Origin of the sequence: Thalassospira marina (genome assembly GCF_002844375.1) — a bacterium.
Classification (GTDB): Bacteria; Pseudomonadota; Alphaproteobacteria; order Rhodospirillales; family Thalassospiraceae; genus Thalassospira; species Thalassospira marina.
Map to the genome: position 1 here is coordinate 257681 of NZ_CP024200.1, position 16871 is coordinate 274551.

Genomic DNA, 16871 nt, shown 5'->3' on the forward strand with positions numbered 1-16871 from the left:
ATCTATTCATATACAAACTTTCAAAGCCGCATGGTCAAGCTGAAATTGATAAAACCGCCATCATATGCATATATGAAGTCAGCTATTCACAGGAGGAAGCCGTGAGCACAGATCAGGACAGTGACCGTTACCGGGCCCCCGCCCTGGATAAGGGGCTGGATATATTGGAACTTTTGGCTGGCGTGGATGGCGGTTTAACCCAGGCCGAGATCTCGAAACGCCTGGATCGCAGCCCCAACCAGTTTTACCGGATGCTGGACCGGCTGGTGAAGCGTGGCTATGTCACGCGAATCGATGGTGACCGTTTCACCCTGACATTGAAACTGTTTGGTCTGGGGCAGCTGCATGCGCCCATTCGCAGGCTGGCATCCTTTTCGGTCCCGCCGATGCGCGAACTGGCGGAAAAAACCCTCCAGGCCAACCAGATGACGGTGTTTGATCGCGGCTATCCCGTGGTTGTCGCCCAGCAGGAGGCACCGGGTTACTGGGGCATTTCCATTCGTGTGGGGTCACGCGTCAGCCTGCTGGATACCGGGGCCGGGCATGTTTTGCTGGCTTTTTGCAACCAAAGCGACCGGACCATGATGCTGGCCGAAAATCTGGGCAGTGCCAGCCATGAAAGCGTAACGCCGGAACTGTTTGAAAGGCTCGATCAGATCCGCAATCGTGGTTATGAAATGATGCCCAGTGCGCAAACAGCCGGGGTCATCAACCTTTCCGCACCGGTCCTGTCGGCCGATGGGCGGGCACTGGCAGCACTGACCATTCCCTATATCACGCTGATCAATACACCCGGCGCGCCCGATATGACAAAAACCATCCAGCTTCTGCTTGAAACCGTTGCCACTCTGTCCGAACTGGCAGGGGCGCGGGTGGAAGAATGAAATTCTTATTTGAATGAAGAATTTGCATATGGAAGAATGATGTTAACGAAAAAACGACATCAGGAAGCGCCCCATGATTATCGACACTCATTTGCATATTCTTGATCTTGATACCCTGAAATACCCGTGGCTGGCCGATGTTGCGCCTTTAAACCACAACCATCTATATGCCGATTATGCCTCGCAGGCCGACGCAGCAGGCATAACCGCCACCCTGCATATGGAAGCCGATGTCGCACCCGACCTGATCGATGCGGAAATACGCAATGTCGAGGCTGTGGCGCGCGGGGCGAATGGCAGGCTGACAGGGATGATCGCCGCCTGCCGGCCAGAGGATGACAGGTTTGCTGCGTGGCTGGAAAATATTGGCGAAAATTCCATGATCCACGGGTTGCGCAGGCCCCTGCATGTGGTGCCTGATGCCGTGTCGCAGGATGCAAAATTTCGCGCCAATCTGGCCCTTCTGGGCAAGGCGGGGCTTAGTTTTGATTTATGCGTGCTGGCGCGCCAGTTACCATTGGCAATTGCCCTGGTCGATGCATTGCCCGATGTCACATTTGTGCTTGATCATTGCGGGGTGCCCGATATCGCCGGTAATGATTTTACCCCCTGGGCCGCCCATATCAGCGATCTTGCAAAACGTGCAAATGTGGTCGTGAAAATTTCGGGGATTCAGGCCTATGCCGGGGTTACGGGCCCCGATGCCGAAATTTTACGCCCCTGGTTTGAACACAGCATTGCCGCCTTTGGCTGGGACCGCGCAATTTGGGGCAGTGACTGGCCGGTTTGTAATCTGGGCGGTGATCTTGCAGGGTGGGTGGCAAAAACCCGAACCCTGCTGGCAGGATGCAGCGACGATGAACGCAACGCCCTGTTATGGAAAAATGCCGTGCGCCTGTGGAATTTGCCCGTATTGGAATAGGCCGGAACTGCCGGGAAATGGATGTTGCGGGCGGCCTTAACGCCGCCCGTTTTTATGTCTGTCAGGCAAAGCTTTCGGCAAATAGCACATCAAGCTGGTCTAACGTTTTGTCGGCATCGGCCTGATCGCGCAGGGCATTGGTCAGCAGGGTCGCAGCCGCTGTCTGGAAGGCCATATAGCCATTGTGGCGCGGGCGGACCCAGGCTGATTTAAGGGTCGCCGCCGTATTGCGATAAAAATTGCCAGTCTCGCGGTTAAGCAGCGTGTTTTCCCATGCCTGTGCATGGGCGGGTTGGCCACCCGCCTGCCAGTAAGGGCCCGATTGCGCAGTTTTCCCGGCCACCCAATAGGCAAAATCAATGGCGGCATTGCGATGCTGGCAAAAGGCCGAAACGGCAATGCCGGTGCCGCCAAGGGCCGATCCCGCAACGCTTTGACCACCAAAACCGGCGATATTGTCAAATATCACGGGGTTGGGGCGAAAACCCGTTATGGCGTAATTGACATAGCCGTAAATCAGCGGGCTGACACTGTGCCTGCTATCAGGTTGGGTCATGTCTTCCAGCACCGCAATCGGGTCCATGGCAAAAACATCGGGGATCATGCGCGCGGCCAGTTCCGCCAGGGCAAGATAGGCCTTTTTGCCGGTTCCGCGGTCCACCAGAATGGTGTTTTCCGTCACGTTGCACGGCGTGCCGCTATTGGCGCACAGGGTGTAAAACGACATCAGGGAATGGGGCGGCAGCAGCGGTAAAATGACTTCGCCTTTTTCGGCCAGCTTTAAAACATCCTGCCAGCTTTGCAGCGGGCCTGCCTGCCGGTCCGGGCGGTAGGCCTGGACCTGTGCGGCAGCATCAATGGGCAAGGCCCACTGGTGCCCGCGCCAGTAATAACTTTTGACCGATCCGCCAATGCTGGCCGATATCAGCATGCGCAGCTCGGCGGCGCGTTCGGCCTCGTCAAGCGGGGCAAGGCAGCCTTCATCGGTGATCTGGCCGACATGCGGGTGGTCAATCACAATCAGATCATAGGATTTTGCCAGTTCCTCTACTGGGTAGGTTTCAAAATCCTGAAGCGATCTTTTATCCCAGCTGATGCTGACACCAGCGGTTTCCTGCCAGATCTTGCTGCATGCCACCATCGGGTCATATCCGCGTGGATGCGACCATGTCATGCCTTTAAGGTGGATATTGGCTTGTTTCATTGGGCAAACTCCTCGCGAATCTGGCGTGAATGTTCGCCAACGCGCGGGGCTGCCAGGTTGTTGCCGGGGCGTATGCCATTCAGGCGGATGGGGCAGCGGGTGGTTTGCAGGCTCAATTCATCGCCGCGATGCACATCCTGCAACAGGTCCAGGACCTGAAAACCTTCACTATCAAGCAATTCCTGCCAGTCCATCACCTTGGAACACCAGATATCAGCGGGTTCCAGAATGGCAAGCCATTCGGCAATGCATTTGGTTTCAATGCGTGCGGCAATCAGACGTTTGATGTCATCGCGCGCTGAAAACCAGCTTGAAGGATCATCGCGATAGGGGGTTAAGGCGGGCAGTTCCAGTAGGTCCTGCAATTTGCCAAGTGGCGTCATGGCGATGGCCAAAAAACCATCCGTAGCCGGGTAAACCCCGTAAGGGGCCGACAAATAGGCATGCGCACTGCGAAATTCCGACCGTTTCGGCAGGCGTTTGCCATCGTTCAGATAGGTCGTCATGACCTCGAACTGAAAATCGATCAATCCTTCCAGCAGGCTGGTTTGCACATGCATGCCACCCCCCTTGATGCCACGGCGAACAAGGGCCGCCAAAATACCCTGGCAGGCATTGGCCCCTGCCAGCATATCGGCCACTGCCAGGCCAAACGGCACCGGGCCGTGCCCTTCATCACCATTCAGCCACATCAGGCCGGACCGCGCCTGTGCCAGCAAATCCTGCCCCGGTCGCGCCACCCACGGGCCTTCTTCGCCATATCCGCTAATGGAACAGTAAACCAGGCCCGGATGGTCCTGTTTCAGGGTTTCATAATCAAATCCCAACCGTTCGATAACGCCGGGACGGAAATTCTGAATCACAACGTCACTCTGGCAGATCAGATGGCGGACAAATGCGCGGTCCTCACTGTTTTTCAGATCAACCGCCAGGCTTTCCTTGCCACGGTTAATGGCGTGAAAAATCGTTGAATCGCCACCCATTTCCGTATCGCTCAGATACAGGTGGCGGGCCAGATCGCCGGTTTCGGGCTTCTCCAGCTTGATCACGCGGGCCCCCAGATCAAGCAGGCGCAGCGAACAATAAGGGCCGGACAAAAACTGGCTCATATCAAGAACGGTTAATCCGCTGAGCGGCATATCCGGGGATGGTGGCATGGGTTCCTCCTGTGCTGGCGCAATCAAATGCGCCGTATTTATTCTTATGTGAATATATTTTTCATATAAGGATGATTGACGCAAGAAGGAAGTGACAATCGGGGTTGCCCATGCGCGCCAGGGATGCAAATGCTGATGGCAGTGAGGCAGCGGCATGAATGGTTTGAGGGGCAGGTCGATCTCGAACCAGGACGCCTGGTCTTCATCGATAAAACTTGGACCGCCACCAACATGACCCGCAGCCATGGCCGCTGTGCTAAAGGCAAGCGACTGCGGATGGGCCTCCCTCACGGGCACCGCAAGACCACTACGCTGGTCGCAGCTCTGCGCATGACGGGCATGGTAGCACCGACGGTACTGGACGGTCCCATCAACGGCGAATGGTTCGAGGCCTACGTGGTCCAGGTTCTCGTGCCTGAACTGCGGCTCGGTGACGTCGTCATAATGGACAATCTATCGAGCCATAAGCGTCTGGCTGTCCGGGATCGGATTGAGGCAGCAGGTGCGACACTGCGCTTTCTTCCGTCCTACAGCCCGGACTTCAATCCGTTCGAAAAGGCCATCTCCCGCCTCAAGGTCTTGCTCAGGAAAATCGGCGAGTGAACGGTTAGCGGTCTGTAGGGCCTGATCGGCAAGCTCGTCGACATCTTCCAATCCGCCGAATGCGCCGATTACCTCAGCTCTTGCGGATATGATCCAGACTGATCGAAATCCGCTCTAGAGGCCACTAGCCACCCATTCGGGTTCATTCTCAATGTAAGTTTGATAGCCAGCCTTCTGTACTCGGCATGTCTTTCTGCCTTCGCCGTATTTAGTGTTTGGAGGAAAATCGGATCCTACGGAAAGAACGGTGGATTCGACCGCAACTGCAGCCGTTCTAATGGCTGGTTGTCAGCGCATTGCCGAAGCACTTCCTGTAGATCCTGTACAACTGCTTCCGGATTTTCGTAATATCCGAAATGGCCGCCGCGAGGATGTGCATTCATGTAGACCGTGTTGAAGAACGAAGCACGGGGACCAGAAGCAAAAAGCGCGGCGCGGTCTTCGGTCTTCACGCCTGGAGGGTTTTCTCCACCCAGGAAGGTGATGCCAACCGGTGCCTCCACAACGGGTTGGCGGTCGTGCGAGGGCGCCCATGGGTAGCGTGCCGCGTCCGCATAGGCACGCATCGAAGACCCTGCCGTTCCCGTGACCCAGTAGATCGTCGCATTGGCCAGCATGTGTTCGCGGGAAAAGACCCGTTCGGGGTCACCTGTCACCTTGCCATCGCCATCGCGCGTGTCGCCCCAGGCCCGCCAGCGTTCCAGCAGCCAGGCCAGCAGGCCAACCGGGGAATCATTTAGCCCGTAGGCCATGGTCTGCGGGTCAAGCACGTGTACCGCGAAATGCGCCGCGAACTTGGTGACTGCGGGCGAGACTTTGGCCCCCGTATCCCAAGCCCGCGCCGCCACGTTCCACGGCATCTGCGTGCCGAACTGGTCCAGCAGCATTGGGTGCATGATGTGAATGCCGTAAAGGCTTTCTGCGTATTTGTGTCCCAGTTGCGAGGCGATCAGCGCGCCCCAGTCACCTCCGCTGGCCGTATAGCGCTCGAAGCCCAGCACATCGGTCATCAGCCTGTGCCATAGGTCCGCGATCTGCCAGAAGGTCAGTCCCGCATGCGGGACTGTGCCGGAAAAGCCGTAGCCGGGCAGGGAGGGGATAATCAGCTCAAACGCCTCGGTAGGATCGCCGCCATGGGCCGCAGGGTCGGTGAGCGGGCCGATTACGCGTTCCATGTCCCAAAACGACCAAGGCCAACCGTGGGTCAGGATCAGCGGTTTTGGGGCAGGGCCCTTGCCGGGGATACGCAGATAGTGGATCGGAATACCGTCGATCTCGACCCGCCAATTGTCATAGGCATTGATCCGTGCCTCGACCGCGCGCCAATCGAAGCTTTCGACCCAGTCTCGGGCGAGGGATCTCAGATATCCTTCTTCGACGCCATAGGACCAATCGCTATTGCCGGGGTCATCCGGCCATCGTGTGGCGCGAATGCGGGCGACCATGTCATCCAGTACGTCTTGTGCAACGTGGATCGAGTATAAGGTCGGGGTCATATGCTTGTCTTTCAAATTAGTTCTTGACGGCAGCGGCGATGCGCCGGGCCACGGCGATCAGCGCATCGCGCTCTTCGGGGCGCACATGCTGCAGGGCCCGTTCGCGAATGGCGGCGGCATGCACGGGCCGTGTCAATGCGAGCGCTTGGGTGCCCGCCTCGGTCAGAGCTGCACATGCCGCGCCCTCGATCTGGCCGCGCGTGATCAGCCCGCGCTCATCCATGCGGCGCAACTGATGCGAGACGCGGCTCTTATCCCAGCCGAGCGAGGCCAGCAGGTCACGCTGCGCCAGACGGCCGTCACCCAACTCGTCCAGCCGCGAGAGGATGGCGAAATCCGCACCGGAAAGTGCAGTGCGTGCGGTGATGTCCCGCCCGACCGCCTGGCAGGCCTCATCTCCCAGCATCTTGATTGCGTGCCAAAGGGCCCGTTCCTCGTCCGTGAGGCTATTGGCGGAGGGCTCAGTCATAGGTTTTCACCGGGAAGCGGTCGGCGAAACCTTTGAACATCTCGGCATAGGGTTCGGCAGCGGTGTGAAATGCCTCGGTGTCGGTCATCCCATAGCCGATGAAATCATCCTCGGTTTCGGTGAGACGTGCGAAGACAGCGTCAGTGAAATCATTGAGCGGCGCACCATGGCTGGCCCCGGGACCGGCGAGCGCGGTTCGCACGGCAGGCGGGGCGATTTCCATCACGCGACACGATGTCCCCTGAAGCGCGTGGCGCAGGGTGACGGTATAGCTGTGAAGCGCGGCCTTGCAGGCGGCATAAATGGGAGCAAAGGGCTGCGGAACATAGGCGCCGCCGGAGGTGACATTGGCGACTAGCGAAGGGCGCCCGGTTGCTAGTAGGTGCGGCACCAATAGATGGTTGAGGTGCACCGGACCAGACAGGAGCACGTCAATTTCCGCCTGTCTTTCGGTCCAAGGGGCATCGTCTTCTGCAAGCGCGACCCGCCGCTGAATACCTGCATTGTTGATGATTATGTTCAGAGAGGGATGTTCGTGGTGCAGTCGCGCCGCCAAGGTCAAACGGTCTTCAGCCCTGCTCATGTCGTTCGCGATCGTCAGCAGTCCGGGGTGCGCCGCCGCTGCTTCGTCAAGACGTTGTTGCGATCGGCCCGTGACGATTACGGTGCTGCCTGCACTCAAGAACCGAGACGCCAAAGCAAGGCCAATGCCGGTGCTTCCGCCAGTGATGAGTGCTGTGGAGTTGGATGGTGCTATGGGCATGACTGTCCTCTTGGTTGATGTATCAACATAAGATCTGTTGGGTTGATGCGTCAACTGTTGAGGTGAAGGATGAGCGAAACACGTCTTGGCCCCGCCCGTCAGGCTTTCGCGGCAGATACGGGCTCAGGTTACGCGAACTATCTGTCTATGCCGAACGGACGTCACACGCGTTGACCAGAGGAAAAAATGCCAAAAGCAGGCCGCCTACCAAAATGCGGGGGTGGTTTAGCCTGACGGAAAATCGGTCGTGCTGCTCAGATTCTTCCATCTCAACAGCTTGTCTCGTCGCGTATTGTTTGCGGCTTCGATGGCGCAAACTGCGTCGGTTCCCAGGGCTAAACGCAGGGGAGGGTTGTCCATTTGAGGGATAAGAAAAATGACCTCTGCGGCCCGTTCCTGATCGTCGTCGACGTGCCCGCGAAATCCGCGCGGAAACCTCCAGGCTCAACGATCGTGACACGGACGCCGATCACTTCATCTCCCGCCTCAAGGCTTTGCTCCTGAAAATCGGCGAACGAACGGTTGGGGGTCTGTGGAGCCTCATCGGTAAGCTCGTCGGCATCTTCCAACCCGCCGAATGTGCCAATTACTTCAGCTCTTGCGGATATAATCCAGACTGATTGAAATCCGTTCTATGGACGGTCTGGTCAGAGGCATTCACAAAAAACAGATGATGCCGGGGTGCAAATACCCGTTGTGGGTGCGCCTTTATTGATGAAGTCAGTGAACTGGCATCATTAATCAGTGGATATCCAAGTGAAGGGTCGGGCGACCAAGTAATAGGATGGGGCAGGACCCGTTATACCGCGGCTTTGCTATCGCGGTTTTGGTCTTGTTTTGCGGGCACGAGTATTTGTGTGCCTGGTCTAAAGGGTATGGCGGCATAGTAATCGCCAGAATGTGCCCATTTTGCTTTGCCGTTTGATGAATGGCAGGAAACGGGACTTTTTTACCTGAATTGACGAATTTTTCGGACAGGGTAGGTGCGGATCACGCGGGCTGGTTTGATGTTACCCATGTATTCGCATCTGCCTTATTCGGCGATGCAGGGGGAATCGTCGCGGCGCGAAATGCTATCTCAGGTAGCAAAACTGTAACATAGCGATCCGATTCGGTCGGATTGGTGTGCAGGAATTCGTAAATTTCCCGTTTATCGTGTGTTTTCAGTTCACCAGCCCATTTATGCAGATTTTATACAATGCGCACGGCGGTTTAGCGCCAAAATTGCCGGTTGTAGAGCCGAAACCTCGCGAATTCTGCGGTTTTTTGACGTAGAACTGATGTTCCAGAATAGGGCAGTATTCGTCTTTCATCATCTACAATTTTCGCGATTAACCTACGGGTTTTCCCTAATTTCCGCAGTAATTCAAATTTCATCACATTTTGGACATAATGTTTAAACATTAAAGTATTGTCCAGACGAGTTAAATGCTTGTAGGTTCATGTACAGAATGATTCATCGCGAGTTCTTGTGGTAGGATCATCTAAAAAATAGCGGAAAAAATTCCGTAGAATATTTGGTTGGGAAAAGACGGGCTAACAAAGTTGGATGGTAATACGTAATTTATACTTAACGTAAGACGACCTACACTTTCAGACTTTACACTAGTATTGCTTACTAGCCATTTGGGTGGGTTTTAATACTCTACAAGGTTAGTTTCGATTTTCGTAAAGTTTGTACGCTGAAGGTGTCTCATCCGCTAGTTTGCCAAACATATAACCGTATTCCGGTATCGCAAAGGTTGAGCAAACCCTTTGCGACAAAGGACGACGGCTGATTTGATCCTGTGATTGGGGCCTGTGGCCCTGTCGTGGCCGGTCGTTGGCGTCCTGTGACCTGTTTGCGGGGTTTGATGGTTTTGGGCGTAAAGCCGAAAAACATGCAGGCCGAATTGTGCGTAAACCGCAGGTGGCCCACAGGGCCGTGTCCGGTTTTCCGTCTGACCTACCAATCGCGATTGCGGGGGGTGTTGGTGCTGTTGCCATACCCCTTGGCCCGGAAGGGCTGGAATTGTGATTGACGTTTTTGATTTGTTGCCACAACCGGCAAACATGAAGGCGCCAGTCACGAGGTTTTGTGTTCGAGATTGGAGACGGCATGAGAGATTCTTCTGTAGCGCCTAAAGAGCGCATTAACGTTAAATTCGTACCGGCAACGGGGGACCAGAAGGAAGAAGTCGAACTGCCGCTTAAGATGGTGGTCATGGGGGACTTCGCCGGCAAGGCCGACGATACACCTCTTGAAAACCGCAAAGCGGTCGAAATCGACAAAAATTCCTTTGGCAATGTTCTTCGCGAAATGAACCTGGAACGTACCCTTCAGGTGGATGATGTCCTTCGCGGTGATCCCGATGCCACGCTCAGCCTGAAGCTGAAATTTGAAAGCCTTCAGGACTTTTCCCCTGATTCCATCGTCGAGCAGGTGCCCGAGCTCAAGAAGCTCGCCGATCTGCGCGAAGCACTGACGGCCCTTAAGGGACCGCTGGGGAACCTGCCGGCTTTCCGCCGCGCGCTGAGCGAAATCGTCGATGATCCTGAAAAACGCGATGCCCTGCTGGCCGAGCTTGATGGTTCGGACCAGGCCGATGCATCGGGCGCTGGCAATGATGCCGGCGACAAAAGCTGATCATCCCAAAACTGAAAAATGCCAGGCGTTGAAACGCCGAACATAGTGTTGGAAAGACGAGAACGATGAATACCGAAACACTTGATCCTGTTGCCCAAAGTCAAGGTCTAGCCCAGGATTCCCTGCTTGACCAGATCATGGCAAAAAGCAATCTGGTCCCCGAAGATGACGGCTATGATGTTGCGCGCAAAGGTGTTGAAGCCTTTATCGCCGAACTTCTGGCCGGTGACACATCGGCAGAGCCGGTAAACAAGGCCCGGGTTGATCGCATGATCGCCGAGCTGGACCGCAAGATTTCGCGCCAGATGGACGAAATCCTGCATCACCCGGAATTCCAGGAACTGGAATCAACCTGGCGCAGCCTGAAGCTTCTGGTCGATCGCACTGATTTCCGCGAAAACATCAAGATCGAGCTGCTTTCCATCCGCAAGGATGAATTGCTCGAAGATTTTGAACTTTCGCCCGAAGTTCCGCAGTCCGGCCTTTACAAGCATGTCTATTCTGCCGGTTACGGCCAGTTCGGTGGTGAACCGGTTGGTGCCATGATCGGCATGTATTCCTTCAATGCATCCTCGCCGGATATGAAACTTCTGCAATATTGCGCATCGGTTGGCGCAATGGCGCATGCGCCGTTTATTTCCTCGGTCAACCCGAAATTCTTTGGTGTGGAATCCTTCACCGAACTGGGCGAGATCAAGGAACTGTCGTCGCTGTTTGAAGGGCCGCAATATGCCAAATGGCGTGGCCTGCGTGAGTCCGAAGATTCCCGCTATGTCGGCCTGACCGCACCGCGCTTCCTGCTGCGTACCCCCTATGACCCGCTGGAAAATCCGACCAAGACCTTCCAGTACCGTGAAGCTGTTGAAGACAGCCACGAAAATTACCTGTGGGGTAACACGGCCGTTCTGCTGGGTGAACGCATCAATGACAGCTTTGCCAAATTCCGCTGGAGCCCGAATATCATCGGTCCGCAATCCGGTGGTGCTGTTAATGACCTGCCGGTTCATGTTTATGAATCATTTGGTCAGCTTGAACAGAAAATTCCGACCGAAACCCTGATCACGGACCGTCGCGAATTTGAACTGGCCGAAGAAGGTTTCATTGCGCTGACCATGCGCAAGGGTTCGGATAATGCGGCGTTCTTCTCGGCCAATTCGATTCAGAAGCCCAAACGCTTCCCGAATACCAAGGAAGGCAAGGAAGCCGAAACCAACTACAAGCTTGGTACCCAGCTTCCCTACATGTTCATCATCAACCGTCTGGCGCACTACATCAAGGTGTTGCAGCGTGAACAGATCGGTTCGTGGAAAGAACGTTCCGACCTTGAACGCGAACTGAATGCCTGGATTGTCCAGTACGTTGCCGACCAGGAAAATCCGCCGGCAGATGTCCGTTCGCGCCGTCCGCTTCGTGCCGCCAAAATCGAGGTTTCGGATGTTGCCGGTGATCCGGGCTGGTATCGGGTCAGCATGGCTGTGCGTCCGCACTTCAAATATATGGGCGCGAATTTCGAACTGTCCCTGGTTGGTCGTCTGGATAAAGACTGATGAATCATCCCCTGGCACGTCAACATGTTGAAGCGGTCCGGTCGCGTTCCTTGATGGAACGCATCCGCGCCGACGATCTGGGGCAGACCTCGCATGTTAGAGACAGGCTTGCCGCCCGCGTTGCGTCTATCAAGAACAATCTTTTGAACGTTCTGAATGGCCGCAGCGGCGGGTCGCAAAGTGCGCCCGGTTTCGGGCTGGCCGATTTCAACGATGCCTCGGTCGGTTCGGCCGACATGCTGCGCATCGTTGCGAACGATATCCGCAATGTTATCGAAACCTACGAGCCGCGTGTCAGTAACGTGGCCGTGCGTTTCGATCGCGAACAGGAAAGCGGGCTTGAACTGTTTTTCCAGATATCGGCACGCACCCAGATCGGTTCGGCCCGCGAACAGGTCACCATTGATCTGGTCCTGTCCGAAGGGCGTTCGTTTTCCTTGAGAATGGGTAGGTAGTTTTGTCTACAGCACGTTATTTTCAGGATGAGCTGGATTATTTGCGGAATTCCGGGCAAGACTTTGCCCGGCATTTCCCCAAGCTGACAAATTACCTGTCCGAGCGCAGCACCGACCCCGATGTCGAGCGGCTTCTGGAGGGCTTTGCCCTGCTGACCGGCCGGCTGCGTGAAAAAATCGACGACCAGTTACCCGAAGTTACCCAGTCCCTTCTGATGCTGCTATGGCCCAATTTTTTGCGCCCGGTGCCATCCATGGTGGTCATGCAAATGAACCCGCGTGAGGGGGCGATCAATGAATGCCAGATGCTTCCGGCCGGGCTGGAAGTCGAAAGCATTCCGCTGGGCGGTACGGTGTGCAAATTCCGCACGGCCTATGATACCGAAGTTCTGCCGATCAGCGTTGAAGACGTCCATCATGGTGTGTCGAAGGAAAAATCCGTCATCACCATGCAGATCGAAAGTCTGGCCGAAGAAGAAATTCGCGGTATTAACCTTAAACGTCTGCGGTTTCATCTGGGGGGCAGCGATTATTCGGCGCTTACCCTGGGTCTGTGGCTGCACCGTTACCTGAAAATGGTGAAAATTCGCGATATTGCCACTGGCAATGAAATTGCCCTGGGCAAGGATTGCGTCAAACAGGTTGGTCTTCAGAAATCCGAAGAAGTCCTGCCCTATCCTGATAACAGCTTTGTCGGCTATCGCCTGTTGCAGGAATTTTATGCATTTCCGCAGAAATATTACTTTGTTGATCTTTTAAATATTCCGACGGCCCATCTGGGCGAAGATGCCACCCGCTTTGAAGTGGTGTTTGAATTTGAACGTCCGCTTCCGCCTGATGTGCGCATCGGCAAGCAAAGCTTTTTGCTGCATTGTGTTCCGGCGATCAATCTGTTTGAACATGACGCCGAACCGATCTTGCTTGATGGTCGCCGCACCGAATATCACATCCGCCCCACCCGCCGTGATGCGGGCGAGATCGAAGTCTTTTCGATAGATGCCGTGACCGGCTGGCGCCCGTCGGAAGAAGGGCATTCCGGTGGCATTTCGCGCGAATTCAGCCGGTTTGAATCCTTCATGCACGAAATTGAACGTGTGGATGGCCGGGCGGCGGTTTATTTCCGCGAAAAGGTGCGTCAGTCGCTTTCGGGTGAAAAGCTGGACCGTCTGATTTCCTTTGTCCGCGAAGACGAACTTTACCAGGTCAATGACGGCGAAACCGTTTCGGTACGCCTGACCTGTTCAAACGGGGCGACACCGCGCGATCTGGCGGTGGGCGATATCTGCATTCCCACACACATGATCCCGTCCTATGTCAACCCGACCAACGTAACCCGGCCCACACCGCCGCGTTACCCGGTTGTTGATGGTGCCCTGCAATGGCAGCTGATTTCGGCTTTGTCGCTGAATTACCTGTCTTTGCAAAGTGTTGAGGCGCTGCGCACCATTTTGAACGTGTTTGATTTCAACGCCAAGGTGGACCGCCAGCGTGAACGCGAAGCCGTGATGCGCCTGGAAGGTATCGCCAGTATTTCATCGCATACGATTGATCGCCTTTTCAAAGGCCTGCCGGTACGCGGCATGCGTTCGACGATTGATATGCGCGAAAGCAAATTTGCCAGCGAGGGCGAGATGTATCTGTTCTCGACCGTTCTGGCCGAATTCTTCGCGCTGTATGCCACCATCAATTCGTTCCACGAACTTGTCGTTCGCGGACTGGAAGCAGGGGAGGAGTACCGATGGACGGCCCGTATCGGCAATCAGCCCCTCATATGATTGATGATCTGAAGGCAAACCCGCAGCGTTATTCGTTTTTCCGCGCGGTGGATATTCTGCTTAAGGCGTCAGGCCAGCAGGTGGAAGAACGTGCGCTTCAGACCCAGAAGGTCGAAGACCTGATTTTTCGTGTCGCCCCGGGGCTGGGTTTTCCGGCATCCGATGTGGTGTCGCTGCGCCCGGTCGATGAAGAAGCCGGTGATGAACTGGAAATGACGGTGTCGTTTCTGGGGCTGCATGGGCCGTCCTCGCCGCTGCCATCGCACATGCTTGAAACCGCCGCCTGGAGCGCGGGTGAAGAAGGCGTGCAGCAGGCATTCAATGACTTTTTCTCCAACCGCCTGGTGTGGCTGTTTTACCTGATCTGGCGGAAATACCGCTATTACGTGCGCTATAACGCTGGCGCGACCGACCAGTTTTCAGACTGGATGTTCTCGCTGATCGGGATTGGCGGCGATGAAAGCCGTGGCAAGGCCGATGTGCCCTGGGCAAAGCTTTTGACCTATCTGGGCGTGGTTGCCGGGCGGGTGCGTTCGGCGGAAATGGTCAGCGGTGTGATCGCGCATGCCTTTTCCCTGCCTGATGTATCGATCCGCCAGCTTGAACTGCGCAAGGTCGAAATCCCGCAGGATCAGCGAGCGCGCATGGGAAGTGTGAATATGTCGCTGGGCCAGGATTTTGTCATTGGCCGTTTCGTCGAAGACCGCGCCGGTAAATTTACCGTGGTTCTTCGCAATCTGACCTTCCAGCGGTTCCGCGATTTTCTGCCCAGCGGCAAGGATTATGCCCGCCTGAAAGAACTGGTGGAATTCCTGCTGAAAGACCAGCTGGCCTACGACATCGAACTTAATCTTCAGCGCAATGAAGTCCCGGCATTCAAGCTGGGCTGCCCGGACACAGCAAGCCTGGGCTGGACAACATTTATCGGAAATACGCAGCGCGAGGGGCTGAAGCCCGTGGTGCTGCAGGCACGAGGGTAAGAACGGGACAAACGATGAAAGCAAAGTTTCAAATCGAAAATGTGCATGACGCGGTACCCGCATTTCCCGTCAGTTTTGTGTTTTCGCAGCGGGGCGGGCTGATTGGCTCGGCACCGGATTCAACCTGGCAGATCCAGGATAGCGATGGTGCCATCCCCGAAACCGCTGCACGCATCATGGTGGCAGACGGGCATTTCACCATTGAACGGGTGTCAAACGCCAATATCCGTGTCAACCGTGCCAAGGCCCCCATTCCCACCGGCCGCCCGGTGATTTTGTCGGACAAGGACGAAGTCCAGATCGAAAACCTGAAATGCACCGTCAGCACCGGACAAAGCGAATATCTCGATGCGCGCCCGGTCAGTGTGCATTCGATGGTCGGGGCAGAATATGGCAACCGTGAAGGCCTGGTGCGCGACAGTGTTTATGTCGAAGCCCGCCCGGTGGAGGCATCGGCCCCCACGCGTGAAACCCGCGATGACCCGATGGAGGTTCTTGATGAACGCCGGGTCGCCCGCCAGCAGACCGACCCCCTTTCCGCCTTTTCCGAAGCACAGCGCGCCCGCCAGAGCGACGATGAAATCCTGCTGCAGGATGATGTCAATCTGCGCCGCGGTGCCGAACCCCGTGTCACCAACAGCCAGCAGGATGATGCCAACATGCACTTTGCCTCGATGCCCAATACCCGCATCCGCCGGGACCGTTACGGTTTTGAAGAACCGGTTCAGTCAGAAAACGGGGCAGCATCGGCATCAAAGGCATCGGCCCACGCATCCTCGCGCAATACCGATAGCGCGATTGACGCGGTTTCGGTGGATTTACCCCACGCGGTGGACCATGTCGCGCTGCGCCCGCTGGCCAAGAGCCTGGGCATCCATCTCGGTGAAATGAGCACCGAACAGGCCGCACGCGTTCTAAGCGACATTGGCGCGTCACTTCGGGCCGCACTTGAGGGGCTAAACCAGATTTACAAAAGCACGTCGGAACGTTCGGCCAATTTTCCGCTCGCAACCATGCATCTTCATGCGCTGGAAGATAACCCGATCCGCTTTAGCAGCGATACCGACGAAGCCCTGCACGCCTTTTTCTCCAAGCGTGGGCCGGTGCATCTTTCGGCACCTGCGGCAATGCAGGAATCCCTCGATCATTTGAATTCGCATCAGGCGGCAACGGAAAAATCCATCGACCGTGCCCTTGATGCCGTGCTGGCTGCCCTGTTGCCCCGTGCCCTTGAACGCCGCTTCAAGGCCTATGACGCGGCAGGTGTCCCCGAAAGCCAGGAAGCCTACGACGCCTGGTGCTGGCGAATGTACCGGGCCTATTTCTCCGAATTGCGGTCCCAGCGCCAGCAGGGCCTGCAGATGTTGTTTTGGGAAGTTTTTGGAAACGAATACCGCGCGACGCGCCGCCACGAACAGATGCAGCGCGATCTGGGTGAAGAAAACGAAAGGGATATTGAACAATGAAGCGTTTGGCGGGCTTTTTTCTGGTGGCCGTTATGGGTTTGTCTTTGGCGGCGTGTGAAACGTCAGAAAAGATTTACGACGTTATTTCCGATCCCGACATTCAGGTTGGCGCTGATGAAGTGCAACCGACCACGGTTTCGCTGCAGGCCTATGCTGCAGCCGATGTGAACAAGAATTTCCAGGGTGAACCCTCGCCCATCGTTGTGCGGGTTCTGGCCCTAAGCAGCGATCACCGCGTGTTCAGCTATGACTATTTCTCGCTGACCGATTCAATGGAAAAAACCCTTGGCTCGACCCTTAAGGGCGACCTTGGCGAAACCATGATCAAGCCGGACAGCTACCAGGTGCTTGGCCCCTATGAAATGCCCGAAGGCACCAAGAAAATTGCGGTGATTGCCGAATATCTGGATCTCGAAAAGTCGGTCTGGCGCACCTCTGTCAATGTTCGTGATATCGGCGATAACGACCAGTTCTTGCTGTTGTTGCTCGATGAAGAAGTACGTCTGGTCAAGCAGGAAGGATAA

Annotated in this window: 14 protein-coding genes and 2 pseudogenes; 11 read left to right on the forward strand and 5 right to left on the reverse strand. The window is 55.8% G+C overall.

Translation table 11 applies throughout. From position 1 onward, the window contains the following. The first annotated feature begins 101 nt into the window (after positions 1-101). Positions 102-884, forward strand: coding sequence for an IclR family transcriptional regulator (locus CSC3H3_RS21495; protein ID WP_101286477.1), 783 nt, complete (start codon positions 102-104; stop codon positions 882-884). Between the two features lie 73 nt (positions 885-957). Then, positions 958-1806 carry an amidohydrolase family protein gene (locus tag CSC3H3_RS21500; RefSeq protein WP_101286478.1) on the forward strand — a complete coding sequence of 283 codons (849 nt, stop codon included), beginning with the start codon at positions 958-960 and terminating at the stop codon, positions 1804-1806. Between the two features lie 61 nt (positions 1807-1867). Here CSC3H3_RS21500 and CSC3H3_RS21505 read toward each other — a convergent pair whose 3' ends face one another. Both CSC3H3_RS21505 and CSC3H3_RS21510 read right to left on the reverse strand, forming a co-directional pair. Next, positions 1868-3010, reverse strand: coding sequence for an extracellular solute-binding protein (locus CSC3H3_RS21505; RefSeq protein ID WP_245881432.1), 1143 nt, complete (start codon positions 3008-3010; stop codon positions 1868-1870). Then, positions 3007-4167 carry a CaiB/BaiF CoA transferase family protein gene (locus tag CSC3H3_RS21510; protein WP_101286479.1) on the reverse strand — a complete coding sequence of 387 codons (1161 nt, stop codon included), beginning with the start codon at positions 4165-4167 and terminating at the stop codon, positions 3007-3009. The genes CSC3H3_RS21505 and CSC3H3_RS21510 overlap by 4 nt, the downstream gene beginning before the upstream one ends. Before the next feature lie 150 nt (positions 4168-4317). Here CSC3H3_RS21510 and CSC3H3_RS21515 point away from each other — a divergent pair. Beyond that, positions 4318-4872, forward strand: a pseudogene (locus CSC3H3_RS21515) (IS630 family transposase); the annotation flags it as partial. Positions 4873-5003: 131 nt separating this feature from the next. On the opposite strand, the gene CSC3H3_RS21520 reads toward CSC3H3_RS21515, so the two are convergent. From CSC3H3_RS21520 to CSC3H3_RS21530, 3 genes are read right to left on the reverse strand one after another with little or no spacing between them, the layout of a single operon-like run. Further along, positions 5004-6266, reverse strand: coding sequence for an epoxide hydrolase family protein (locus CSC3H3_RS21520; RefSeq protein ID WP_101286867.1), 1263 nt, complete (start codon positions 6264-6266; stop codon positions 5004-5006). Positions 6267-6282: 16 nt separating this feature from the next. Beyond that, positions 6283-6735, reverse strand: a complete 453-nt coding sequence (locus CSC3H3_RS21525; protein WP_101286480.1) for a MarR family winged helix-turn-helix transcriptional regulator — start codon at positions 6733-6735, stop codon at positions 6283-6285. After that, on the reverse strand, positions 6728-7498 hold the full coding sequence (locus CSC3H3_RS21530; protein ID WP_101286481.1) for an SDR family oxidoreductase: 771 nt from the start codon (positions 7496-7498) through the stop codon (positions 6728-6730). Before CSC3H3_RS21530 ends, CSC3H3_RS21525 begins: the two co-directional genes overlap by 8 nt. Positions 7499-7977: 479 nt before the next feature. Between CSC3H3_RS21530 and CSC3H3_RS24800 the strand changes: the two are divergent. From CSC3H3_RS24800 to tssJ, 8 genes and pseudogenes are all read left to right on the forward strand, one after another. Beyond that, positions 7978-8118, forward strand: a pseudogene (locus CSC3H3_RS24800) (IS630 family transposase); the annotation flags it as partial. A 1478-nt stretch (positions 8119-9596) separates the two neighbouring features. Next, complete coding sequence (tssB, locus tag CSC3H3_RS21545; RefSeq protein WP_101286483.1) at positions 9597-10124, forward strand: type VI secretion system contractile sheath small subunit; 528 nt, start codon at positions 9597-9599, stop codon at positions 10122-10124. A 65-nt stretch (positions 10125-10189) separates the two neighbouring features. Next, positions 10190-11671 carry a type VI secretion system contractile sheath large subunit gene (gene tssC, locus CSC3H3_RS21550; protein WP_101269256.1) on the forward strand — a complete coding sequence of 494 codons (1482 nt, stop codon included), beginning with the start codon at positions 10190-10192 and terminating at the stop codon, positions 11669-11671. Further along, the gene (gene tssE / locus CSC3H3_RS21555; RefSeq protein ID WP_101286484.1) at positions 11671-12126 is read left to right on the forward strand and encodes a type VI secretion system baseplate subunit TssE; all 456 of its coding nucleotides are present in this window, start codon (positions 11671-11673) and stop codon (positions 12124-12126) included. The genes tssC and tssE overlap by 1 nt, the downstream gene beginning before the upstream one ends. Before the next feature lie 2 nt (positions 12127-12128). Continuing rightward, a complete protein-coding gene (gene tssF, locus CSC3H3_RS21560) occupies positions 12129-13901 on the forward strand; it encodes a type VI secretion system baseplate subunit TssF (RefSeq protein ID WP_101286485.1) in 1773 nt (590 codons plus the stop codon). After that, entirely contained in the window at positions 13865-14881 is a 1017-nt protein-coding gene (gene tssG / locus CSC3H3_RS21565; protein WP_101269262.1) for a type VI secretion system baseplate subunit TssG, read from the forward strand. Before tssF ends, tssG begins: the two co-directional genes overlap by 37 nt. A 14-nt stretch (positions 14882-14895) precedes the next feature. Then, on the forward strand, positions 14896-16347 hold the full coding sequence (gene tagH, locus CSC3H3_RS21570; protein ID WP_101286486.1) for a type VI secretion system-associated FHA domain protein TagH: 1452 nt from the start codon (positions 14896-14898) through the stop codon (positions 16345-16347). Next, the gene (gene tssJ / locus CSC3H3_RS21575; RefSeq protein ID WP_101269265.1) at positions 16344-16871 is read left to right on the forward strand and encodes a type VI secretion system lipoprotein TssJ; all 528 of its coding nucleotides are present in this window, start codon (positions 16344-16346) and stop codon (positions 16869-16871) included. Before tagH ends, tssJ begins: the two co-directional genes overlap by 4 nt.